Annotated in this window: 20 protein-coding genes and 3 tRNA genes; 11 read left to right on the top strand and 12 right to left on the bottom strand. The window is 64.7% G+C overall.

All coding sequences use genetic code 11. The features are described 5' to 3' along the window. Nucleotides 1-439 precede the first annotated feature (439 nt). Both AC3WMU_RS22815 and scpB read right to left on the bottom strand, forming a co-directional pair. Complete coding sequence (locus AC3WMU_RS22815) at nucleotides 440-2,284, bottom strand: pseudouridine synthase (protein ID WP_424625699.1); 1,845 nt, start codon at nucleotides 2,282-2,284, stop codon at nucleotides 440-442. Nucleotides 2,285-2,319: 35 nt separating this feature from the next. Beyond that, the gene (scpB, locus tag AC3WMU_RS22810) at nucleotides 2,320-3,501 is read right to left on the bottom strand and encodes an SMC-Scp complex subunit ScpB (protein ID WP_424922716.1); all 1,182 of its coding nucleotides are present in this window, start codon (nucleotides 3,499-3,501) and stop codon (nucleotides 2,320-2,322) included. A 62-nt stretch (nucleotides 3,502-3,563) separates the two neighbouring features. Between scpB and AC3WMU_RS22805 the strand changes: the two genes are divergently transcribed. Continuing rightward, nucleotides 3,564-3,640, top strand: a tRNA-Met gene (locus AC3WMU_RS22805). 721 nt (nucleotides 3,641-4,361) lie between these two features. On the opposite strand, the gene AC3WMU_RS22800 is transcribed toward AC3WMU_RS22805, so the two are convergent. From AC3WMU_RS22800 to AC3WMU_RS22785, 4 genes are all read right to left on the bottom strand, one after another. Then, the gene (locus AC3WMU_RS22800; RefSeq protein WP_492283014.1) at nucleotides 4,362-5,297 is read right to left on the bottom strand and encodes a LysR family transcriptional regulator; all 936 of its coding nucleotides are present in this window, start codon (nucleotides 5,295-5,297) and stop codon (nucleotides 4,362-4,364) included. Between the two features lie 117 nt (nucleotides 5,298-5,414). Then, the gene (locus AC3WMU_RS22795) at nucleotides 5,415-6,416 is read right to left on the bottom strand and encodes a CobW family GTP-binding protein (RefSeq protein WP_280025359.1); all 1,002 of its coding nucleotides are present in this window, start codon (nucleotides 6,414-6,416) and stop codon (nucleotides 5,415-5,417) included. 20 nt (nucleotides 6,417-6,436) lie between these two features. Beyond that, the gene (gene zigA, locus AC3WMU_RS22790; RefSeq protein WP_492283013.1) at nucleotides 6,437-7,675 is read right to left on the bottom strand and encodes a zinc metallochaperone GTPase ZigA; all 1,239 of its coding nucleotides are present in this window, start codon (nucleotides 7,673-7,675) and stop codon (nucleotides 6,437-6,439) included. A 288-nt stretch (nucleotides 7,676-7,963) separates the two neighbouring features. Then, nucleotides 7,964-8,039 (bottom strand) — tRNA-Asn (locus AC3WMU_RS22785). Nucleotides 8,040-8,272: 233 nt separating this feature from the next. On the opposite strand from AC3WMU_RS22785, the gene AC3WMU_RS22780 reads away from it, so the two are divergent. From AC3WMU_RS22780 to AC3WMU_RS22765, 4 genes are all read left to right on the top strand, one after another. Continuing rightward, nucleotides 8,273-8,348: transfer RNA gene (locus AC3WMU_RS22780), tRNA-Thr, on the top strand. A 142-nt stretch (nucleotides 8,349-8,490) separates the two neighbouring features. After that, nucleotides 8,491-9,150 (top strand): response regulator, encoded by a 660-nt coding sequence (locus AC3WMU_RS22775; protein ID WP_088590205.1) that lies wholly within the window; start codon nucleotides 8,491-8,493, stop codon nucleotides 9,148-9,150. Then, nucleotides 9,147-10,481, top strand: coding sequence for an ATP-binding protein (locus AC3WMU_RS22770; RefSeq protein WP_492283012.1), 1,335 nt, complete (start codon nucleotides 9,147-9,149; stop codon nucleotides 10,479-10,481). Before AC3WMU_RS22775 ends, AC3WMU_RS22770 begins: the two co-directional genes overlap by 4 nt. A gap of 78 nt (nucleotides 10,482-10,559) precedes the next feature. Further along, nucleotides 10,560-12,002: a DegQ family serine endoprotease gene (locus tag AC3WMU_RS22765; RefSeq protein ID WP_492283011.1), complete on the top strand. Its 1,443-nt coding sequence runs from the start codon at nucleotides 10,560-10,562 to the stop codon at nucleotides 12,000-12,002. Nucleotides 12,003-12,017: 15 nt separating this feature from the next. On the opposite strand, the gene maiA is transcribed toward AC3WMU_RS22765, so the two are convergent. The 3 genes from maiA to AC3WMU_RS22750 form a co-directional block, all read right to left on the bottom strand. Continuing rightward, nucleotides 12,018-12,662, bottom strand: coding sequence for a maleylacetoacetate isomerase (maiA, locus tag AC3WMU_RS22760; RefSeq protein ID WP_006225095.1), 645 nt, complete (start codon nucleotides 12,660-12,662; stop codon nucleotides 12,018-12,020). 74 nt (nucleotides 12,663-12,736) lie between these two features. After that, entirely contained in the window at nucleotides 12,737-13,714 is a 978-nt protein-coding gene (gene ispH / locus AC3WMU_RS22755) for a 4-hydroxy-3-methylbut-2-enyl diphosphate reductase (protein ID WP_006225096.1), read from the bottom strand. Continuing rightward, nucleotides 13,714-14,190, bottom strand: coding sequence for an FKBP-type peptidyl-prolyl cis-trans isomerase (locus AC3WMU_RS22750; RefSeq protein WP_492283010.1), 477 nt, complete (start codon nucleotides 14,188-14,190; stop codon nucleotides 13,714-13,716). Before AC3WMU_RS22750 ends, ispH begins: the two co-directional genes overlap by 1 nt. 49 nt (nucleotides 14,191-14,239) lie before the next feature. On the opposite strand from AC3WMU_RS22750, the gene radC reads away from it, so the two are divergent. From radC to AC3WMU_RS22720, 6 genes are all read left to right on the top strand, one after another. Continuing rightward, a complete protein-coding gene (gene radC / locus AC3WMU_RS22745; RefSeq protein ID WP_006225098.1) occupies nucleotides 14,240-14,917 on the top strand; it encodes a RadC family protein in 678 nt (225 codons plus the stop codon). Nucleotides 14,918-15,010: 93 nt separating this feature from the next. Continuing rightward, the gene (gene kynB, locus AC3WMU_RS22740) at nucleotides 15,011-15,637 is read left to right on the top strand and encodes an arylformamidase (protein ID WP_006225099.1); all 627 of its coding nucleotides are present in this window, start codon (nucleotides 15,011-15,013) and stop codon (nucleotides 15,635-15,637) included. A 153-nt stretch (nucleotides 15,638-15,790) separates the two neighbouring features. Further along, complete coding sequence (gene kynA / locus AC3WMU_RS22735; RefSeq protein WP_006225100.1) at nucleotides 15,791-16,639, top strand: tryptophan 2,3-dioxygenase; 849 nt, start codon at nucleotides 15,791-15,793, stop codon at nucleotides 16,637-16,639. Nucleotides 16,640-16,853: 214 nt separating this feature from the next. Further along, nucleotides 16,854-17,120: a type B 50S ribosomal protein L31 gene (locus tag AC3WMU_RS22730; protein ID WP_006225101.1), complete on the top strand. Its 267-nt coding sequence runs from the start codon at nucleotides 16,854-16,856 to the stop codon at nucleotides 17,118-17,120. A 124-nt stretch (nucleotides 17,121-17,244) separates the two neighbouring features. Then, complete coding sequence (locus AC3WMU_RS22725) at nucleotides 17,245-18,975, top strand: ArnT family glycosyltransferase (protein ID WP_006225102.1); 1,731 nt, start codon at nucleotides 17,245-17,247, stop codon at nucleotides 18,973-18,975. Then, complete coding sequence (locus AC3WMU_RS22720; RefSeq protein ID WP_492283009.1) at nucleotides 18,972-20,375, top strand: MATE family efflux transporter; 1,404 nt, start codon at nucleotides 18,972-18,974, stop codon at nucleotides 20,373-20,375. The genes AC3WMU_RS22725 and AC3WMU_RS22720 overlap by 4 nt, the downstream gene beginning before the upstream one ends. Nucleotides 20,376-20,438: 63 nt before the next feature. On the opposite strand, the gene paaK is transcribed toward AC3WMU_RS22720, so the two are convergent. The 3 genes from paaK to paaG all read right to left on the bottom strand — a co-directional run bounded on the left by paaK (nucleotide 20,439) and on the right by paaG (nucleotide 23,122). Then, entirely contained in the window at nucleotides 20,439-21,758 is a 1,320-nt protein-coding gene (gene paaK, locus AC3WMU_RS22715; RefSeq protein ID WP_280025375.1) for a phenylacetate--CoA ligase PaaK, read from the bottom strand. Nucleotides 21,759-21,863: 105 nt separating this feature from the next. Further along, the gene (gene paaI, locus AC3WMU_RS22710) at nucleotides 21,864-22,334 is read right to left on the bottom strand and encodes a hydroxyphenylacetyl-CoA thioesterase PaaI (protein WP_006225105.1); all 471 of its coding nucleotides are present in this window, start codon (nucleotides 22,332-22,334) and stop codon (nucleotides 21,864-21,866) included. Next, nucleotides 22,334-23,122 (bottom strand): 2-(1,2-epoxy-1,2-dihydrophenyl)acetyl-CoA isomerase PaaG, encoded by a 789-nt coding sequence (paaG, locus tag AC3WMU_RS22705; protein WP_492283008.1) that lies wholly within the window; start codon nucleotides 23,120-23,122, stop codon nucleotides 22,334-22,336. Before paaG ends, paaI begins: the two co-directional genes overlap by 1 nt. Between the last annotated feature and the right edge of the window lie 76 nt (nucleotides 23,123-23,198).

Genomic DNA, 23,198 nt, shown 5'->3' with positions numbered 1-23,198 from the left:
CTTCCCTACTGCACGTAAGGAGCAATGCTGGGCAGCGCCCTATATTGCGACCTAATTTGTGGATTGCGCCACGGGTTTCCCCCACACAGTCCCGCCCCCACCCGTCATTCCGGGCCTGACGGCACTTGGCGCAACGCCGATGCCAACTGCTCTTGCCTACCGCCTACTGCGCCCAGCCTACCGGCCCGATATCGGACCCTAACTTACAGCGCACACTCATTGCGGCACAACACTGGCTGCTGCCTGACTACATCGCTGGCTCTATCGCCTGCTTGCAGCCACGCCAAACGCCATTGCCACACAAAAAGCAATGACGCGAAGCCATGAAAACCATTGATTTTACCAGATAAACCGGAAAAACGCCTGATTCGTCACGGGCTTACGTTTATATGGGACACATCGGACCCGGCGGCGCGCCAAGCCCGCCGCCTGATAGCGCTTAGCGGCCCTGACGGCCACGTCCGCCCATCACGCCAAGACGCGATTCGTGGGCCGACGCACCACGCGGCTGCCAGTCGTCACCACGAGGCGAGGATGAGGCCGAAGCGTTGCGCGGTGCGCGCGGCTTGCCGCCAGCTCCGGGACCCTTGTTGTTGCCGGCGCCGCTTCCCGCTGCGCGGGGCGATCCATCAGCCTTGTTGCCGCCACGGCCGGCGCCTGCCGGCTTGCCGCCGCGGCTGTTGCCGCCGCCCGCGCCCGCCGGCTTGTTGCCGCCAGGCTTACGGCCCGAAGGCTTGCGGCCACCACCGCCCAGCGGCGCTTCGGCCACATTGCCCACCGCGACGTCCGACGACGCCACGCCGCCCGACGGGCCATTGGCCGCTGCCGACCGCGGACCACGCGGCTTGCCGCCCGGTTTGCCACCCTGGTTGCCACCCGGCCTGCCGCCCTGCTTTCCACCCGGCCGGCCACCGCCCGCAGGTGCCGCCGAACGGCCGCCGCCAGGCTTGCCGCCCTTGCGATTGCCGCCAGCGCCTTCGGCTGCCAGCGGATGGCCGTTGGCATAACCGCCCGCGATCATCAGGCCGGTGCCGAACGGATCCGACGGACACGCGGCCGTTTGGCCCGCGCTGCCCAGACGGCCGCCCTGCAGTTTGCCGCGGCGGCCGATGCGGGCGCCGTTCATGCCATTGCGATCCATGGTGCCAAAGCCCGGAGGCAGCGCGCTGTCATGCGATTGCGGCTGCTTCGAGCGGCGACGATTGCCGCCGGATTCGTCGTCTTCACGCAACAGTCCCAGTTGAACCATCAGCGCGGTGACCAGCGAACCATCCAATTCTTCCCAGCGGCCGCGACGCAGCGTACGCGGCAGCACCACGTCGCCGAAACGGGTGCGGATCAGACGGCTGACCGTCACGCCGACCGCTTCGAACATGCGGCGGACTTCCCGGTTGCGGCCTTCCTGCAGGGTCACGCGATACCAGCGGTTGCTGCCGTCGCCGCCCAGGTAGTCCAGCGCGCCGAAGGCGGCCAAGCCGTCTTCGAGCTCGATGCCGTCGACCAGCGACTGGCGCTGCGCCTCGTCCATTTCACCCAACACGCGGACCGCATATTCGCGCTCGGTGCCATAACGGGGATGCATGATCCGGTTGGCCATATCGCCCGAGGTCGTGAAAATCAGCAGACCTTCGGTATTCAAGTCCAGGCGGCCCACCGACAGCCATTTGCCCGTACGCAGCTTGGGCAAGCGCGCAAAGACGCTGGCACGGCCGCCCGGATCGTCGTGGCTGACGATTTCGCCGGCCGGCTTGTGATACAGGATCACGCGCGGCGGCTTCTTCGTATTCACGCGCATGATGGGCTTGCCGTTGACGCGAACCTGGTCGTTCGGCGCCACGCGCTGGCCGATATGGGCCGGCTCGCCGTTGACCGACACACGGCCCGCGACGATCAATTCTTCCATTTCGCGGCGCGAACCGATGCCGGCATCCGCCAGCACCTTATGCAGCTTGGGCATGACCGAATCGCTGTTCAGGTACTTGCCCAGGCGCTGCTCCATGCGGTCCGCGGAATCGAGGTACGCCAGGGCCTGCTCGGCCTCCTGCTCGCCACCGCGGGAGTCAGGCGACTCGACCGGAGCGGCGGCGGCCACGGACTGCTGACCCTCGGCAGCCGGCGCTTGCTCGGCCGCGGCGTCGCCGCGACGGCGGCGGAACGGCGTCCTCAGCTTGCGCCCACGCCCACGGGCGCCGGCCTCACCTTCGGCTGCCGGCTCGCGCGCGGCGGAAGATTCCGGCTGACCGTTGGAAACGGTGTCATCCGAACGGGGATTGTCGTCCTGCATTGCTGTATTCGTTGTCACTGGGACAGCTCCGAATTTCAAACTTGGGTAGGCTTGCCAGGGGCAAGCTCGTCATCATCAGGGGACGCCGACTCGCGGTCGGCGCCAGGCCGCTCCGGATCTGCCTCGTCCGACGCCGTAAAGGCGGCATCGGGGTCGGGCCGAACACGTTCGTCAAGGCCGATGGCGGGCTCGTGCCCGGCGGCGCCAGGCGCTGCGTGATCGGTCTCGTCAATCGGTTCGGTCGGTTCCGCGTGTTTTGCGTTCTCGACACTTTCCTTTGCAGCACCGGCCTCTGTGACGTCGGCGGCTATATCGGAAATGTCGCTGCCGGCCCCTTCGTCGGGAAAACCGGACGGGGTCGGCGTATTGGACAAGCCTTCGGCTTGCTCCCGGACGGTGGGTTCGTCTGCGGGATCCGCGCCTTCTTCTGTGCGCGAAACGACGGATTCTACGCTATCGCCCGGGGCTATGGGTGCATCGTGTTCCGAAACAGACAATTCCGCAACCGGGATATTGTCATTTTCGTCCACTTCGGACGGCACGTCGACGGGGATTTCACCTTGCGCGGGCTCGGTTTCGCCTTCGACAGCCACCGCGGTTTCGTCCTGCGCCGCCTCCTCGGCGGGCGCGGCGCCCTCGCCTGTGATCTGTTGCACTTCGCCCAGATCCAGCCCGGCCAGCGCCGCGGCGGCTTGCGCCGATTCCAGCGGCGGAAGCTCATCCAGCGCCCGCAAGCCCAGATCATCCAGGAACTGGCGCGTGGTGCCGAACAGGGCCGGACGCCCCGGCGCATCGCGATGCCCGATGACCTCGATCCACCCCCGGTCCTCCAGCGCCTTCACGATTTGCGAAGACACGGTGACGCCACGGATATCCTCGATGTCGCCGCGAGTGACCGGCTGGCGCCAGGCCACGATCGCCAGCGTTTCCATGACGGCGCGCGAATACTTGGGCGGCTTTTCAGGACTCAGCCGCTCCAGGTAGCGCTGCATGTGCGGACGGCTCTGGAAACGCCACCCGCTTGCCAGCTGCACCAGCTCCAGGCCGCCATCGGCCCAATTGCTTTGCAGCGTCTCCAACAGCGCACGCAGTTTGCTGTTGTCGAATTGTTCATCGTCCCCGAATAGCTTGCGCATATCGGACAGTTGCATCGGCTGCACCGCGCATAGCAGCGCGGTTTCCAGCACGAGTATTGCCTCGCTATCGTTCATCGACATTCAAATTCAAAAAGGGCTAACTTGCGCTAGGTTGAAAATAAGGTTAATATTCTTTTCTCAGACGCGGGGTGGAGCAGTCTGGCAGCTCGTCGGGCTCATAACCCGAAGGTCGTAGGTTCAAATCCTGCCCCCGCAACCAAATTGACGAAGGCCTGGCGAATGCGCCGGGCCTTTTTCATTTGTGTTTGCAAAATCAAGGTTTGCGAAGAATGCGCAGCAACAAATGCTGCGCGCACTGCTTTGGCGCCAGCCGAAGCAGTGGCCGCAAAACCGAAAATGGACATCACGCCCGCACCCGCCGGCAGGGCCACCATGAAAGTGGACCCGCTACAGACGGCATTGGTTTGCGTAATGTTCACAAAATTCCTGTGATGATTGCCATGCATGACGGACTGCGCGGCGAACATGCGCCTAAACAGCCGTACCGATCAAGATAGGGCGATATGCCTGCCCGACTTTCATCGCGGCAGACGCCTTGAGCAATTCTGGAAAAGCTGGCCTCACTCGCCAACAAGCCTGCGGGACCCGCCGGTAACCCAGCGCCATTTTCCCGCAGCGATCAGTATCAAGAACCCGGATCGTCAGGCATCGGATTCGGTATTGCGGCCAGTTGCCGCTCCCTGAACCCCATGCTCCCCCTCGTGCATACGAAGACCGGCTTCGCAATGCGTTGGCCAACCCCAGGCCGGACTTACGATTCTTAGATGTTTTCGACGACTACATGCTAGCGGACAACCGCCCGCCGCAAAATGGTTTGCTGGCAGAAACGCGAGATCAAAGCGACCCGCCCGCCAAAGCAATGTCCAAATTATACCGCCATAACTCCGGGCCTCAAGCCCGAGCGCCCGCAGCCGGGCGCCTCAAGACGACAAGATGGGCGGCACCGCAGACGCTGCGGCGGCCTTGTCCCAGGGTGCAGAACCCAGCCGTTCCACCAGAAAATCCAGCATCGAACGCAGGATCAGCGGCATCTGGCGGCGCGAGGCATAAACACCGTAAATCCCCAGTTCCTGCGGTTTGCATTGTGGCAGGATGGCCTTCAGGCGCCCTGCCGCCACATATTCTGCCGCATAGTAAGTCGGCAACATCGCGATGCCCGCCCCCTCCAGCGCGGCGCTCAGCAGCACGGAAACCTCGTTCGCACTGATATTGCCGCTGACCGGCACATCCACCGGCTGGCCGTCGCGTTCGAAGCGCCACAGGCTTTTGCCGAAATAGGAATGCGTCAGGCAGTTGCGCAAGGACAGGTCTTCGATGCGGGCAGGCACGCCTTCGCGTGCCAGGTATTCCGGGGATGCGCACACCACCGAACGGCAGACGGCCAATTTTCGGGCGATCAGGTTGGGATCGAGGTCGTTGGTGATCCGTACGGCCAGGTCCACCCGCTCCTCCACCAGATTGACGGCGCGTTCGACCAGCATCAGATCCACCGACGTGCCGGGATGCAGCTTGACGTAGTCCGTGACCGCGCTGGCCAGATGCTTCGAACCGAAGGACATGCTGGTCGTGATGCGCAGCAAGCCGCGCGGCGTGTCTTCAGGCGTGGAGACCGCGCTACGCAGGTCACCCACCATATCGAGCATCTGCCGGCATCGCGGCAAGGTTTCCGCCCCGGCGGGCGTGAGGCTAAGCCGGCGGGTCGTGCGGTGCAGCAAACGCACCCCCACCCACTGCTCCATTTCGGCCAGATACCGCGACACCATCGCTCGCGACATGTCCAGATGGACCGCCGCCGCCGACAGGCTTCCCCGGTCAGCGACTTCCACGAACACCTGCATGGCTTTCAGACGATCCATGATTGTCTCGGTTCTTGCATCAGACCGTACCGGTTATACCGTATTTCCGTGCAACATCCGTGCCCAAATAGCGACAAAGCGTCAGGCAGCCCGACAGCGAAATCGGGGCGGCAGCGCTCAGGCAGGCAACTGCCCCAGCGCCTCGCAGACCTCGGCGCGCACCATCGCGGCGTCCAGGCCGCGCAGGATATAGACCAGATGCGACGCGCGGTCATCGCCTGGCCATTGCGACAGCGTGCGCAGGGGATAAAGCTCACCATGTACACCATGGACCTCGCACGGTAACGCCTCGCCCTCGAAGCAAACCAGCCCCTTCATCCGCAGCAGCCCCTGACCGAAGCGCTCCTGGATACGCGACACGCCCGCCAGGAAGGCTGCGCGCCCCAGCGGCGAGGACAAGGTCAGCGAAAAACTGGAGACCCGCGCGTGGCGGTCGCCGACCGGCCGCGCAAACGCCTGAAGCCAGTTCGCGAGCGCCACGCCATCGCGCCGCACCATCACATCGGGACCTTCCCGCAAGATGCCCGCCAGCGGCGCGTCCTGACGCTGGACGCAACGTTGCGCCCCAGGATTGATGGCAATGACCGCCTGCTCCACCCGCCGCAATTGCGCCGCGTCCGCCAGGTCCGATTTGCTGAGCACGACGGTATCGGCCAGCGCCAATTGCCGCGACGCCTCGGCCTGCGTCGCCAGTTGCACCTCTCCGTGGCGCACGTCCACCACCACGATCGCGCCACGGTACGCGTAACGCTCGGACAGGAACCGGTCGTGCTTGAGCATGAACAGCGTTGACGCAGGGTCCGCCAGCCCGCTGGTTTCGATCAGCACACGCCGAAAGGGCTTGATCCGGCGGCTTAGCGCCAGCATGAAAAGATCGCGCAGGGCGTCCACCACGGCACCGCTGACGACACAGCACAGGCAGCCGCCCTCGATCAGCACGACATTGGCCGGCGCCAGGCGCACCAGATGGTGATCAACGCCGACGTCGCCGTATTCGTTGACGATGACCAACGCATCGGCGTAGGCCGGTTCGTGCAGCAGACGGTTCAGCAACGTGGTCTTGCCGCTGCCCAGAAATCCCGAAATCACCGTCACGCCGATGCGCTTGTCCTCGTCCATGTCCCCTCACCCAACGGGCGCTACCCCGGATTCTGCGGCCGCTCCCACACCGGAAACGGATCTGTTATCGCCGCCAGCTCGCTCGCGGGCCGCGTCATTTCTTCCTGCGTCATCAAGCAGGCCTGCAGGCGCGCCCGCAGCGCCGCCTCGTCCATGCCGATGCCGATCAACACCAGCTCCTGGCACCGGTCGCCGTAGATCGGATCCCATTCCGACACGATCGCCGCCCTCGCCTCTCCATCCTCGGGCCACTGCTCGCGCGGTAAGGCCGCCCACCAGTATCCCACCGCGCCATGGCGCATGATGGGCCCTGCCTGCGACCACGATGCCGCGTACCCCGGGCGTGTCACCAGCCAGAAATAACCTTTCGACCGCACCACACCAGGCCATTCCTGATGGATGCAATCCCAGAACCGCTGCGGATGGAACGGGCGCCGGGCGCGAAACACGAAACTGCCGATGCCATATTCCTGGCTCTCCGGGACGTGCTCGCCCCGCAATTCCTTCAACCAGCCGGGCGCCTGCGACGCAGCTTCAAAATCGAACCGGCCCGTATCCAACACGCTAGCCATCGGCACCCGGCCGAACTCGCTCCTCACGATTTCCGCACGGGGATTCAGGCCGTGCAACATCGCTTCCAGGCGCGCCAACTCCGCAGCTTCCACCAGGTCGGTCTTATTCAAGACGATGACATCACAGAATTCCACCTGCTCGATCAACAGATCGACAACCGTGCGCGCATCCTCGTCGCCCAACGCCTCGCCCCGCTCGGCCAGGCGATCCCTGCTGGAGTAGTCACGCAGGAAGTTGAAAGCATCCACCACCGTGACCATCGTGTCCAGCCGGGCGATATCGTCCAGGCTGGCCCCGTCCTCATCGCGGAAGGTGAAGGTCTCGGCCACCGGCAAGGGCTCGGAGATCCCCGTCGATTCGATCAGCAGATAATCGAAACGCCCCTCGGCCGCCAGGCGGCTGATCTCGATGAGCAGGTCTTCGCGGAGCGTACAGCAGATGCACCCATTACTCATCTCGACCAATTTTTCGTCGGCGCGTGACAGCGCCGCACCACCTTCGCGCACCAGGCGGGCGTCGATGTTGACCTCCGACATGTCATTAACGATGACCGCGACCCGACGGCCCTCGCGGTTGTTCAACACGTGGTTGAGCAGCGTCGTCTTTCCCGCACCCAGAAACCCCGACAGCACCGTCACCGGCAGACGCCCGTCGCGCAACGGGTTCGTTTCATCAATCCGCATCATCGCTTCGCTCCAAAATTAGAATGTTATTACATAACAATTTAAGCGCGAACAGCAAGCAATGATTGCGCGACCCGCCAGCGGCGCGGACAGGACATCAGGCAAGCAAGGTTGGGGAGGATCGAGCAGGTACCCAGCGTGCAGGGCAGGCGCTGCGCGGGGTTGCGTGACGCGCGAATGAGGATTGAGCGGAAAACAAAAAGGGCCACCCACTTTCGTGAATGACCCTGGCTGTTGTTCGGCGCTTGGGCATTGGCTTGCGCGCTGAACGGTGTCGGTACTGAATTCTTTTGGCTCCCCGAGCTGGGCTCGAACCAGCGACCTGCGGATTAACAGTCCGTCGCTCTACCGACTGAGCTATCGGGGATCTGCCAAGAACGTAATTATGACCTAAATTTTTGGCGCGCGCAAATCGCGATTTTTTTAATTCTTTTTGGTCCGTTTGTTTCCCATCGCGAAAAAACTCTGATATGATTTCGGTCTTTCCAGATCAGGCCCCATAAACAGGGCAGCGAACTGGGAAGAACAAAGATGTTTTGCTTGCAGTTCCAGCATTGCCGAATTCAACACCGGCACGCAAGAATCGAAGCAAATGGTCTTGCCGGCATAGCTCAGTTGGTAGAGCAGCGCATTCGTAATGCGAAGGTCGTAGGTTCGACTCCTATTGCCGGCACCAAATTCAAAAAGCAGCCCTCTCGGGCTGCTTTTTTCATTTCCGCTCCCCTCTCTTCTCTTGCAGGCTACCCGGTTACGGGAACTCCATTCGCCTGGCGGGCGTCCAACTTCCTGGACTCCTTCTACACCAAGCGAAGACCGCCATGCGCATCCTACTCGTCGAAGACGACATCATGATCGGTGAAAGCGTATTGGACTGCCTGCGCGCGGAGCACTACGCCGTCGACTGGGTCAAGGACGGCAACGCCGCGGAACTGGCCTTGCGCACCGACACCTACGACCTGATCCTGCTGGACCTGGGCCTGCCCAAACGCGATGGCCTGACCTTGCTGCGCGACTTGCGCACGCGCAAGGACCGCACGCCGGTGCTCATCGCCACCGCGCGGGACGCCGTCAGCGACCGCATCGCCGGATTGGACGCGGGCGCAGACGATTACGTCGTCAAACCCTACGACGTGGACGAACTGCTGGCCCGCATGCGCGCGTTGATCCGCCGCAGCGCCGGCCGCGCCGAACCGGTGTTTGAACACGATGGCATTACCATCGACCCGCAATCGCACGCGGCCATGGTGGACGGCACACCGGTTGCGCTGACCGCCCGCGAATGGGCGGTGCTGGAGCCCCTGATCGCCCGCCCCGGCATGATCTTTTCGCGCGCGCAACTGGAAGAAAAGCTCTACAGCTGGAAAGACAGCGTCAGCAGCAATGCCGTTGAGGTTTATATTCATGGCCTGCGCAAGAAACTGGGTCCGGACCTGATCCAGAACGTCAGAGGCGTCGGCTATGTCATTCCCAAAACATGAGCATCCGGCTTAGCTACTCGCTGAGAGCGCGCCTGCTTTTCTTCCTGCTGGCCGCCATCGCGGTCGGCGCACTCGTGCAAGGTGCAATCGCCTATCGCAGCACGCTGGCGCAAGCCGACGACATCTTCGATTCACTGCTGCAACGCACCGCCCTGTCGCTGGGCACCGGCGACGGGCTGCTCAGCACCGGCCCAACCCACACCCGCGGCGCAGGTTCGCCGGTTGCCGACGACCTGATCATCCAGATCTGGACCCCGGACGGCCTGCGGGTCTTCAATTCGCGCTCGCGCCGCCCGCTGCCCGATCAGATCGTGCTGGGGTTCTCCGACGCCCGGGTGGAAGGCATCACGTACCGCGTGTATTCGCTGGCCACGCCGTTCCAGGTGATTCAGGTCGCGCAGGACATGGACGTGCGCAAGCACATGGCGCGCGCGCTGGCTCTGCGCACCATCGCCCCCATCGCCGCGGCCGCTCCCCTGCTGATGCTGATCATCTGGTGCGTGGTCAGCTGGTCGCTGCGCCCCGTCAAGCGCGCCCGCGCCCAGGTGGCGGCGCGCCAGCCCGAGGACCTATCCCCCGTCAACGTGCAGGGCCTGCCCGACGAGATCCAACCGCTGATCCAGGAACTCAACCTGCTGCTGGAACGCATGCGGGGCGCCTTCGCCCAGCAGAAGCAGTTCGTGGGTGATGCGGCACACGAGCTGCGTTCGCCATTGACCGCGCTGCGCCTGCAACTACAGGCCTTGCAACGCGCCGGCTCCCCTGAAGGCCGCCAGCTGGCCGAACAACGCCTGGCGGCGGGCATTGACCGCGCCACCCGGCTGGTCGAGCAATTGCTGTCCATGGCCCGCCACGAAAGCGCCGCCGAGCCCTCGCCTGCCGCCCCCGTGGACCTGGCCGACGTGCTGCGCCAGGCGTTGTCGGAAACCTTGCCCCAAGCCAACGCCAAATCGATCGGCATCGACATGGACGGCGCGGCCGAAGCCTGGATAACGGGGCATCGCGACGCGCTGGTGCTGCTGGCGCGCAACCTGCTGGACAACGCCGTCAAGCATACGCCCGAAGGCAAGCGCATCCGTCTGCATCTGGAGCAGACGGCGGACAAGGCGTCGTTCATGATCGATGACGAAGGCCCGGGCATTCCGCCCGCTGAACGCGAGCGCGTATTCGACCGCTTCTACCGCGCCGAAGGCAACACGCAGCACGGCAGCGGCCTGGGGCTGTCGATCGCCCGCGCCATCGCCGACCGCCACGGTGCGGAGATCTTCCTGGAAGACGCACCGGGCGGACAGGGACTGCGCGCCCGGGTGACGTTCAACCGCCCGCATTGAGTCCGGCAATTTAAGATTCACCTAAGTGTCAGGCCCGAACATAGCGCCATGTCCTCAAACATGAACGCAGGAGCCGACATGAAGACCTCGCAACTGACCCCCTCGCGCCTGGTGCTGGCGCTGCTGGCCGCTGGCGCCATTGGCGGCGCCGGCGCAACCGCCATGACCGGCGGCGTGTCGATGGCGGCCAACGCGCCGTCCGTCGCCACCACCCCGCAGACGATCAATACTTCCAGCCCGCCCAATTTCGCGCAGATCACGCGCGACTTCGGGCCCGCCGTCGTGAACATCAGCGTCAGCGGCACCCGCAAGGTGTCCGCCGACGACGATGACCCCTTTGCCCAGTTCTTTGGCCAGATCCCCGGATCCCGCGGCCGCATGCCCTCGCGCGAAGTGCCGATGCGCGGCGAAGGCTCGGGCTTCATCATCAGCAACGACGGCATCATCCTGACCAATGCGCACGTCGTGCAAGACGCCCGCGAAGTCACCGTCAAGCTGACCGACCGCCGCGAGTACAAGGCCAAGGTGCTGGGCGCGGATCCGCAGACCGACGTGGCCGTGCTCAAGATCGACGCCAAGGACCTGCCCGTCGTGAAAGTCGGCGACGTGAACCAGCTGCAAGTGGGCGAATGGGTGCTGGCCATCGGCTCGCCGTACGGCCTGGAAAACACTGCCACCGCGGGCATCGTCAGCGCCAAGGGGCGCTCGCTGCCGGACGACACGTCGGTCCCCTTCATCCAGACGGACGTGGCCGTCAACCCCGGCAACTCGGGCGGCCCGCTGTTCAACGACCGCGGCGAAGTGGTGGGCATCAATTCCCAGATCTACAGCCGCACCGGCGGATTCCAGGGCCTGTCGTTTTCGATCCCCATCGACGTGGCCTACAAGATCAAGGACCAGATCCTGGAGCACGGCAAGGTGCAGCATGCACGGTTGGGCGTGACGGTGCAGGAAGTGAACCAGGACCTGGCCAACTCCTTCAAGCTGAACTCGCCGTCAGGCGCACTGGTCTCCAGCGTCGAGAAAGGCAGCGCCGCCGACAAGGCCGGCCTGCAGCCAGGCGACGTGGTCCGGAAGATCGACGACAAGACCATCGTATCCTCGGGCGATCTGGCGTCCCTGATCACGCTGGCCTCGCCGGGTGAAAAGATCAAGCTGGATGTCTGGCGCGCCGGTGCCCCCAAGGAACTGGTGGCCACGCTGGGCGGCATCCCCAAGGACAAGACGCAGGCGTCGGCGGGCGACCAGGACGTACAGCGCGGCCAATTGGGCCTGGCGCTGCGCCCGCTGAGCCCGCAGGAGCAGCAGGCTTCGGGCACCGAAGGCTTGCTGATCGAACGCGCCGCCGGCCCGGCCGCCAAAGCGGGCATCGAACCGGGCGACGTACTGCTGTCCTTGAATGGCGTGCCCGTGCACAACATCGGGCAAGTGAAGGATGCGCTGTCCAAGGCGGGCAAGACCGTTGCCCTGTTGGTTCAGCGCGGCGAAGACAAGATCTTCGTTCCGGTGCAGATCGGCTGAACCTGACCGCCAGCGTTACTCCGCGTCGGGCTGCTTGCCCGGCGCGGCGTCCGCGAAAGCCGGCAGTTCGCGGCAGGCTGCGTCAATGCGCACCACGTTGGGCATCGCAGAGAGATCGCACTCGAAGCGCTGCGCATTGGCCACTTGCGGCACCAGGCACAGGTCGGCGATGGTCGGCGTGTCGCCGTGGCAGAAACGGCCCGTGGCGCTGGATCGCGCCAGTTGCGCTTCCAGCGCTTCCAGCCCCTGATGCACCCAATGCTTGTACCAGGCGTTCTTGGCGGCTTCGTCCACGCCCAGCGTGTGCTTGAGGTACTTCAACACGCGCAGGTTGTTCAGCGGGTGCGTGTCGCAAGCAATGCCCAAGGCCAGATCGCGTACCCGGGCGCGGCCAATGGCGTCGGCCGGCAGCAGCGGCGCCTGGGGATGGGTTTCTTCCAGGTATTCGATGATGGCGAGCGACTGCCCGATGACGGCGTCGCCATCGATCAGCGTGGGCACCAGCGCCGTCGGGTTCATATTGCGATACCCCTCCGACAACTGCTGCCCGCCGTCCTTCAGCAGATGCACCGGCAGGTATTCGTAGGACAGGCCCTTCAGGTTCAGGGCGATGCGTACGCGGTACGCGGCCGAGCTGCGGAAATAGCTGTACAACTGCATGAAGTCTCCTCGATGTGCTGATGGCGCCGCGCGTGCGGCGCCTGTTTTTTTTCAGCGCCGCATTCCGTCCGGCGCTATTCCAGCGATTCCGTCTGCGCGGCCTTGCGCGACAAGCCCTTAGGAAGCGGAAACGCCACATTCTCTTCCAGGCCGGGCATCGTGCGCACCGACACCGCGCCCAGCTCCTTGACGCGGTCGATGACCTGCTGCACCAGGATTTCCGGTGCAGACGCGCCCGCCGTCACGCCGATACGCTTGCGGTCCACCAGCCAGGCCGGATCGATGGAGTCTGCGCCGTCGATCAGGTAGGAGGCCACGCCCTTGCGCTCGGCCACTTCGCGCAACCGGTTGGAATTCGAGCTGTTGGGGCTGCCCACGACCAGCACCAGATCGCAATCGGGCGCCATCACCTTGACCGCGTCCTGACGGTTCTGGGTGGCATAGCAGATATCGCTCTTCTTGGGCTCGACGATGCTGGGAAAGCGCGCCTTCAGCGCCTTCGAGACGGCCGCGGCATCGTCCACCGACAGGGTCGTCTGCGTCACGTAAGCCAGATTTTCCGGGTCGTTGACCTCCAGCCCCGCGACGTCTTCCACGGTCTCGACCAGATACATGCCCCCTTGCGCCTGGCCCAGCGTTCCCTCAACCTCGGGGTGGCCCTTGTGGCCGATCATGATGATCTCGCGGCCGGCCGCACGCATGCGGGCCACTTCGATATGGACCTTGGTGACCAGCGGGCAGGTAGCGTCGAATACCTGCAAGCCGCGGGATTCCGCTTCGGCACGCACCGCCTTGGACACGCCATGCGCCGAGAACACGACGATGGAACCCGAGGGCGCGTCGTCCAGCTCATCGATGAAGATCGCGCCCTTGGCGCGCAGGTCTTCCACTACATAGCGGTTGTGGACGATCTCGTGGCGCACATAGATCGGCGCGCCATGCAGTTCGATCGCGCGCTCGACGATGTCGATGGCGCGGTCCACGCCGGCACAGAAGCCGCGCGGCTGCGCCAGCAGGACTTCGGCGTCGGAGGCGGTAACGGCCTTGCTCATCAGAGGACTCCCAGCAGCGCCACGTCCACGCGCAAGCTGACGCCCGCGAGCGGGTGGTTGAAGTCGAACAGTGCCGACTCGTCATTGATCTCTTTCAGGACGCCCGAATAGCGGCCGCCATTGGGCGCCGTGAATTCCACCAGATCGCCCGGCTCGAAACCGGCGTCGGGGCCGGCGTGCTCGGCAATCATGGCGCGCGTGACGCGCTGGATCAGTTCGGGATTGCGTTCCCCGTAGGCGTCGGCCGGCTGCAGCGTGAAGCTGAACCGTTCACCTTCGGCATGGCCGATCAGCGCGGCCTCCAGGCCGGGCGCCCACTGGCCGCCGCCCATCTGCAACGTGCCGGGACGGCCGTCAAACGTGTCGGCGAACACGGAATCCTTGCCGGGCCCGGAAGCCAGGGTGATCCGGTAGTGCAGCGTTAGGTAGGAATCCTGACGGACAAAAACGTTCACTTCGTTAGAGGCGATGCTCAAGATCTGCCACCGTATAGATATTGGATAAACCTTGATTTTAGAGCCTCTTATGAAATTGTCTGTGCGGCTGTCAAAACACGAGCGCCCCCGGGAGCGGCTGCTGCGTCACGGGGCCGGCGCGCTCCAGGACGCCGAACTGCTTGCCGTCGCCCTGCGCACGGGCATTCCCGGGATGAACGTGGTGGACTTGTCCAGCCGCCTGCTGGAGCGTTTTTCCGGCCTGCGGGGCCTGCTGGGCGCCACCCCCGAGGAATTGATGACCGTTTCCGGCCTGGGCGTAGCCAAATCGTGCACGCTTGCCGCCCTGCTGGAACTGGCCCGCCGGGCCATCGAGGAAGACCTGACCCGCAGCGACACCCTGCGCCACCCCTCCCAAGTGAAACAATATTGCATGACCGCACTGGGGCATCGCCGGGTCGAGCACTGCATCGCCCTGTATCTGGATAACCAGTTGCGCGTGATCGCCACCGGCGAACTGGCGCGCGGCACGCTATCCCAGGCGTCGGTCTACCCGCGCGAAGTGGTCCGCGAAGCCCTGCGCCACCATGCCGCGGCGCTGATCGTGGCCCATAACCACCCATCGGGGCTGGCCGAAGCCAGCGCGGCCGACCGGGGCTTCACCCAGCAACTAAAACAAGCCCTGGCGCTGGTCGACATCAAGCTGCTGGACCACCTGATCGTCGCTGGCGCCACGGTCGTCTCCATGGCGGAACTAGGTGGCTTGTAGGCGCAGCGCATCGCGCCGGAATTCGTTAGACTACCGCCCTGAATTGCTTTAGGCTTTAACCTATTCCAGCATCATCCGACCGCTTCCCGCCATATGAAACGCCTGTGGGATATTTCCCCGCCCGTCTCCACGGCTTCGCCTGTCTTTCCCGGCGACACGCCGTACCGCCAGCAATGGAAGTGGTCGCTTACGCCCGGCTGTCCGGTCAATGTCAGTGAAATCACGCTGTCGCCACATATCGGCGCGCATGCGGATGCGCCACTGCATTACCAGAACGGCGCCGCCGCCATCGGCGCGGTGTCGCTGGAACCGTTCCTGGGCCCCTGTCGTGTCATCCACGCCATGGATTGCGGCCCGTTGATCACGACCGACCACCTGGCCCATGCGGCCCTGAATCTGCCTCCCCGCGTGCTAGTGCGCACCGCCAAGCATGCGGCGCAGCACTGGTGGACCGACGATTTCTCTGCCTACGCCCCCCAGACCATCGAATGGCTGGCTGAACGCGGCGTCATGCTGATCGGGCTGGATACCGCCAGCATCGACCCCGCGTCCAGCAAGACCCTGGACAGCCACCACACGATATTGCGGCATGACATGCGGGTACTGGAAAACCTGGTGCTCGATGATGTGCCCGAAGGCGATTACGAATTGATCGCCCTGCCGTTGGCGCTGGTCCAGGCCGATGCCAGCCCGGTTCGCGCCGTCTTGCGCGAACTGTAGGCTGGTCCGCTGGCCACTGGGCGGCCGGCCTGCCCTGGCCGCCCGTTTTCGACTAGGCTCGACCATGAGAATCGTTCCTCCCTACGCGCCCAGCTGGCGCGCGTTGCCCGCATCTGCCCGCCGTGCTGCCCCGCCCTGCCACGGAGGCCAAGCATGAGCTGCCCGCACCGCCCCGAAGACATCGTCCACGAGGAAAAGGCGCAGCTGGATTTCGCGCGCGACATGACCTATGGCGACTACCTGCATCTGGACGAATTGCTGGGCGCGCAGCATCCGCTGTCGCCCGAGCACAACGAGATGCTGTTCATCATCCAGCACCAGACCAGCGAACTCTGGATGAAGCTGATGCTGCACGAGTTGCGTGCCGCCATCGCCAATGTGGCCGCCGACCGGCTGCAGCCCGCCTTCAAGATGCTGGCGCGCGTCAGCAAGATCATGGAGCAGCTGGTGCACGCCTGGGACGTGCTGGCTACCATGACGCCGCCCGAGTATTCCGCGCTACGTCCGTATCTGGCCCGTTCCAGCGGCTTTCAGAGCTACCAGTACCGCCAGGTGGAATTCCTGCTGGGCAACAAGAACGCGGCCATGCTCAAGCCGCATGCGCACCGCGAAGACCTGCTGGCGCAGGTACGCACCGCTTACGAGGCCCCTTCGCTGTATGACGAGGCGCTGCGCCTGCTGGCCCGCCACGGCGTGGCTGTGCCGGCCGACCGCCTGGAGCGCGACTGGACGCAGCCCTACGAGTCCTCGGAAGGCGTCGAAGCCGCGTGGTTGACGGTCTACCGCGACACCGACCGATATTGGGACCTTTACCAGCTGGGCGAAAAGCTGACCGACCTGGAAGACGCGTTCCGCCTGTGGCGATTCCGCCACGTCACGACGGTCGAACGGGTCATCGGCTTCAAGCGCGGCACCGGCGGCACCTCCGGCGTCGATTACCTGCGAAGGATGCTGGACGTGGTGCTGTTTCCCGAAATATGGAAGCTGCGCACCGAGCTCTGAGGAATCTGTCCCCTTATGGAGTCACGAAGGCGGGCCACGCCCGGCCGCCTTCGGGCGCTGGCGCATCGGGAATTTCCCATGCTAGAATTTGGGGTTACTTTTTGGATACGTGGCTAGAGTCCTCGCGTAGACGTTCTGTGTGAACGGTTTTCGTGGTCTGGCTGGCGACCCTACAACTTTGAGAAAGACTCCTCGCGAGTCCTAGGAAAGCACCATGAAAGAAGGCATTCACCCCGAATACCGCGATGTCGTTTTCGCCGATCTGCAAACGGGCAACAAGTTCATCACCCGTTCGACCGTGCACACGCGCGAAACCGTCGAAATCGACGGCAAGACGTACCCGCTCTTCAAGTGCGACGTGACCTCCGAATCGCACCCGTTCTACACGGGCGCCCAAACGCGTATCGTCGAAACCGGCCGTGTGGAAAAGTTCCGCGCCCGCTTCGCCCGTACGGCTGGCACGGTCAAGTCCGCTTCCTGATCCTGTCGCTCCCGCGGGAGTCACAGCAAAAAGGCAGCCTCCGGGCTGCTTTTTTTTCCCCCCTAGCCGGCTTGTTACGTGCTGGGGGCTGGCGCAACCAGACCACTCGGTTACATTAACGCCCGTGTCCCCACTTTCTCTTTCCACTCCGGCCCGGCTCACGTCCGTGGCCACCGCAAAGCTCCCCAGATTGATTCTGCTGGGCTTGTCGCTGGCCTATATCGTGGCCGGCCTGTTCATGCGCGACCCGTGGAAAACGGACGATGCGGTCGGATTGGCGACCATGATCACGGCGATCCGCGAAGGCGGCATCACCTGGTTGCTGCCGCAAGTGGGACTGCTGGCGCACGCCGAAGAAGGCCCGCTGATCACCTGGGTGGGCGCGGCCAGCATCTGGCTGTTTGGCCCCTTCGTGGGCGACATCACCGCCGGACGCCTGCCTAACCTGTTGTGGTTCGGCATCACCGCGATGAGCGTCTGGTACGGCACTTACCTGCTGGGCCGCCGCTCGGAAGCCCAACCGCTGGCCCTGCCCTTCGGCGGCGAACCCGCCCCGCGCGACTACGGCCGCATGCTGGCGGACGCGGCCCTGCTGCTGCTGCTGGCCACCGTAGGCATCCTGCAACGCACCCACGAGACCACTGTCGTGCCCGCCATCATGGCGTGCCAGGCGCTGGCCTTCTATTCGCTGGCGCGCAGCGTCGACCGCCCGGTGTCCGGCACCACCACGTTGGGAATCGCCCTGGCGGCCAGCTTCCTGACCCGTGGCTGGGTGGGCGCGACGCCCATCATGATCGGCGCCCTGCTGGCTTTCTACCCCCGCAGCCAATTGTGGAAGCGCAAGCGCTGGCTGCCTTGGGCCACGCTGGTGACGGTGGCGCTGATCCTGGCCTGGTGGATTCCGGCCAGCGAAAGCAGCCAGTACTGGATCCGCAACTGGAAGACCTGGAACCTGGCGTCCTTCGCCTGGCCGTCCTGGCACGATATGGGCCGCACGCTGCGCGACCTGCCCTGGTATCTGTGGCCGACCTGGCCGCTGGCGCTGCTAGCCGTCTGGCGCTGGCGCGCATGGATCTATGCCCCCCATATCTGGCTGCCGCTGATGCTATTGGCGTGCTCGGCCCTGGTGCTGTTCGGCCTGGAAGAGGCCACCGATTCCGAATACGTCCTGCTGGCGGTGCCGTGCGCCGTGCTGGGCGCGTTCTCGCTGCCGACCCTGCGCCGTGGCGTCGTCAACACGCTGGACTGGTTCGCCGTCATGTGCTTTTCGCTGACGGCCGCCACCGCCTGGCTGGGCTGGGTGGCGCTGCATTTCAACTGGCCGGCCCAGATTTCTCGCAACATCGCCCGCCAGACGACCGGCTATGAACCCGTGATTTCGTGGACCGCCTTTACGCTGGCAGTCATCTTCACGGTAGCCTGGATCGCGCTGGTGGTCTGGCGCCTGCGCGTTCGTCCGCAAGCTCTGTGGCGAGGCACCGTGCTGTCGGCCGGCGGACTGACCGTGACGTGGATCCTGCTGGTGCTGCTGTGGCAGCCCGCCGTGGACTACGCCCGCAGCTACCGCACCGTCTCGGGCCAACTGGCCCAGGCGCTGGCGCAGCACATGCGCCCCGGCGAATGCGTCCGCGGCTTGAGCCTGGGCAGCGGCCAGCGCGCCTCGTTCCTGATCTTCAATAACCTGACCTTCACGTTCGACGCGAAGTGCACGTTGATTCTGCAGCAGACCAGCAACCAGAGCCTGCGCGACAACACCGCCGCGTACAGCGACGGCGCCGACGTCCTGTGGCAGGGCGGCCGCCGCGCCGATCGGCAGGAAGTATTCCGCCTGCTTCGGGTCGGCGCCAACCGATGAGCGCGGTGAACGCGGCGCCGATGTCCTTCGGCGCCACCCTGCGCGGCATCGCCAAGCAGGCTTGGCCCGTGCTGATCAGCCAATGGGCGGGTATCTCGTTCGGCGTGCTGGACACCGCCATGACGGGCCACTCCAGCGCCAGCGACCTGGCCGCGATGGCCTTGTCCGCCTCGATCTACATCACCGTTTTCGTGGGCTTGATGGGTGTGGTCCATGCCCTGATCCCCATCCTGGCCCAGCACTATGGCGCCGGCAACAACCTGGAAGTCGGCCGCAGCTGGGGCCAGGGCGTGTGGCTGGCGCTGGGCCTGTCCGTGGTGGGCGCGATCCTGATGCTGTTCCCGGACGTCTGGCTATCCATGTCCGGCGAGGTGGCGCCCGCCGTGCGGGAGCGGATCGGCTCCTACCTGCAGGCGCTGGCGCTTGCCCTGCCTGCCGCGCTGGTGTTCCGCACCATCTATGCGCTGGGCACTTCGGTGTCACGCCCCAAGCTGGTCATGGCCATCAACCTGTCGGCCATCGGCTTCAAGGCCTTCTTCAACTGGCTGTTCATCTACGGCAAGCTGGGCCTGCCCGCCATGGGCGCCACCGGCGCCGGCCTGGCGACCGCGCTGGTGTCGTGGATGAGCCTGGGGCTGGGCCTGTGGGTGATCACCCATGACCGCTTCTACCGCCGCTTCCAGCTGCGGATCGGCAAGCCCGACTGGAAGACGCTGAAGGAACTGCTGCGCCTGGGCATCCCGATGGGCGGCTCGTATCTGGTGGAAGTGTCTGCCTTCACGTTCATGGCCTTGCTGGTCGCCCGTGAAGGCACGTTCGTGACCGGTGGGCACCAGATCATGTCGAACCTGGCCGCGCTGTGCTACATGATGCCGATGGCGTTGGGCGTGGCCACGGCCGCCCTGACCGCGCAGGCGATCGGCGCCGGCAACCTGGCCCATGCACACCGCACGGGCATGGCCGGGCTCGCGCTGGGCTTGATCGGCGCGCTGTTGACCGCGGCCGTGCTGCTGGTCGGCCGGCCGCTCATCCTGGCGGCCTACACCGACGACGCCGGCGTGGCGGCCGTCGCCACGACCCTGCTGGCCGTGCTGCCGCTGTTCCACCTGTTCGACTCCATGCAATGCATCAACTCCTACCTCCTGCGCGCCTACAAGGTGGCCGTTGTGCCGCTGCTGCTGCAGGTGGTGGCGCTGGCCGGCGTGGGCCTGGTGGGCGGTTGGTGGTTCGGTTTCGGCCCCGGCAAGGGCGGCCTGGATGGCATCCGCAACGTCCTCGTACTGGGTTCCCCCGTCGGCGCGGGCAGCATGTGGCTGATGGCGATGGTCGGCCTGGCCCTGTCCGCCGCCCTGCTGCACATCTGGTATCGGCGGATCGTGCGGACCATGGCGCAGCCGTAACGCCCTGAACGCGAACAAAAAAAGGCAGCCCGAGGGCTGCCTTTCCCGTCTCCGATCGTGGGATCAGATCACTTTCGGCCGCTTGTCGATCACGCGGCGTGCCTTGCCGGTAAGCGTGCGTTCCACATGCCCGGAGTCCGACACCTGGATGCGCGCGCTGACGCCAATGTGCGTCTTCACGGCATGCTGCAACTGGCGGCCCAGATCGTTGCGCTCGGCGTCCGACAGGCCCGAGAACTCGGCGCGCACTTCGGTCAGGATCTCCAGCTCGTCCATATTGCCCGTGCGCGACAGCACCAGCTGATAGTGCGGCGCCAACTGGGCGATCTTCAACACAAGCTCTTCGACCTGCGTCGGGAACATATTCACGCCACGCACAATCAGCATGTCGTCGCTGCGGCCTGTGATCTTGCCGATGCGGCGCATGCTGCGCGCCGTCGGCGGCAACAGGCGGGTCAGGTCGCGCGTGCGGTAGCGGATGATGGGCATCGCTTCCTTGGTCAGCGAGGTGAACACCAGTTCGCCAGGTTCACCATCGGCCACGGGCTCGCCCGTATCCGGGTTGATGATTTCGGCGTAGAAATGGTCTTCCCAGACCACGGGACCATCCTTGGTCTCGACGCATTCGCTGGCCACGCCCGGCCCCATCACTTCGGACAGGCCGTAGATGTCCACCGCGTCGATGCCGGCTTCGGTTTCGATATCGGCGCGCATCTGCCCCGTCCACGGCTCGGCGCCGAAGATGCCGATGCGCAGCGAACTTTGACGCGGATCAATGCCCTGGCGACGCTGTTCTTCCAGAATATTGCAGAAATAGGAGGGCGTGACCATGATGATGTCCGGACGGAAATCGCTGATCAGCTGCACCTGCTTTTCGGTCTGCCCACCCGACATCGGGATGACGGTGCAACCCAGGCGTTCGGCGCCGTAATGCGCACCCAAGCCGCCCGTGAACAAGCCGTAGCCGTAGGCCACGTGCACCGTGTCGCCGGGTTTGCCGCCGGCCGCACGGATCGAACGCGCGACCAGATTGGCCCAGTTGTCCAGATCGCCCTTGGTGTAGCCTACCACCGTCGGCTTGCCCGTGGTGCCGCTGGAGGCGTGGATACGCGAGATCCGTTCACGCGGAACGGCGAACATGCCGAAGGGATAGTTCTCGCGCAGTTCCTTCTTCGTCGTGAAGGGGAACTTCGAAATATCGGACAGCTGCTTCAGATCGTCCGGATGCACGCCCGCATCATCAAACGCCTTCTTGTAGTGCGCGACGTTCTCGTAGGCATGCTTGAGCGTCCACTTCAGACGCTGCAGCTGCAGCGCGCGAAGCTCATCCTCGCTGGCATGCTCGATGGGGTCCAGCCCCGGCTTGCTCATGGTGTTGGACATGGTTATCTCTCTCCTGAAATTCTCTCTACGCCGGTCGGGGCAACGTCGGGGGCCTGAACCCCGCACGCGCCGCCCTGCCAGCGGCCTTGTCTTTGGTAGGTTGCCTTACGCGTCGGCGGGAACGCCGACGATCTGACCTTTGATGCGATAAGAGCGCCCGCGGAACAGTGCGACATTACGGCCATCCTGGTTGGTCACCGTGACGTCGTACACGCCCGTGCGGCCAGCCAGGGAACGCTCCTGGGCCACCGCAGTCAGCAGATCGCCTTCGAAACCCGGCGCCAAGTAGTCGATGGTGCAGCCGGAGGCCACCGTGCTGACATTGCGCGAATTGCACGAAAACGCGAAGGCACTGTCGGCCAAGGCGAAAATGAAACCGCCGTGGCAGGTCTTGTGCCCGTTCAGCATGTCGGCGCGCACGCGCATCGTCAGACGTGCGTAGCCCGGCGCCATTTCCTCGACTTTCATGTCCAGGCCTTGCGAGGCCGCGTCACCTGCGTACATCACAGTGCCGACGGCCTGAGCCAGTTCCTGGGGATCAGCCGGCACTTCAACAGCGGGAACATGCGCGTTCATCATTGCCCCTTGAATTGCGGTTCGCGCTTGCCAAGGAAGGCGGCCACGCCTTCGGCGTAATCCGCGCTGCGGCCCAGTTCGCGCATCATGTCGCGTTCCAGGTTCAGCTGCGTGGACAGATCGTTGCTCAGGCTGGCCTGCATGGCACGCTTGGTGAACGCCAGACCCTTGGTGGGCGCCGTGGAGAAATGCTTGGCCAGACGATCCAGGGTGGCGTCAAATTCCTCGTCCGCCACGCATTGCCAGATCAGGCCCCACTCTTCGGCCTGCTTGGCGCTGAGCTTGTCGCCCAGCATCGCCAGGCCCATGGCGCGCGCGCGGCCGACCAGGCGCGGCAGTGCGAAGGTGCCGCCCGTGTCCGGAATCAGCCCCAGGCGGCAGAACGACTGGATGAAGTTGGCTGAAGCCTTGGCAATGACGATATCGCCGGCGAACGCCAGGTTGGCGCCCGCGCCGGCCGCCACGCCGTTCACGCCCACCACGACAGGCATGGGCAAGGCGTTCAGGCGGCGCACCAGCGGACCGTAGAACTTGTCGACGGTTTCGCCCAGGTCAGGCGGCGTGCCGTCTTCGGCGGGCTTGCGCTCGCTCAGGTCCTGCCCCGCACAAAAGCCGCGGCCCGCGCCGGTCAGGACCAACACGCGCGCGCCTTCGGTTTCAACGCGCGTCAACGCGTCGGCCACTTCGCCATGCATGTTGGCGGTGAAACTGTTCAGCTTGTCCGGGCGGTTCAGCGTCAGACGCGCAATGCCGCCCGACAGATCGAATTGAATGTCTTGATAGGCCATATCAGTTATCCATAGCGGGCACGTCACTCGCATCAAAAATCAGGCCCCCCCTAGCCGGGCCGCGCGGAGCCGGCTT

This window comes from Achromobacter sp. FW305-C-13 (assembly GCF_058783475.1).
Note: the sequence above shows the minus strand (reverse complement) of the source record. Positions and strands in the feature narration are given on the sequence as shown.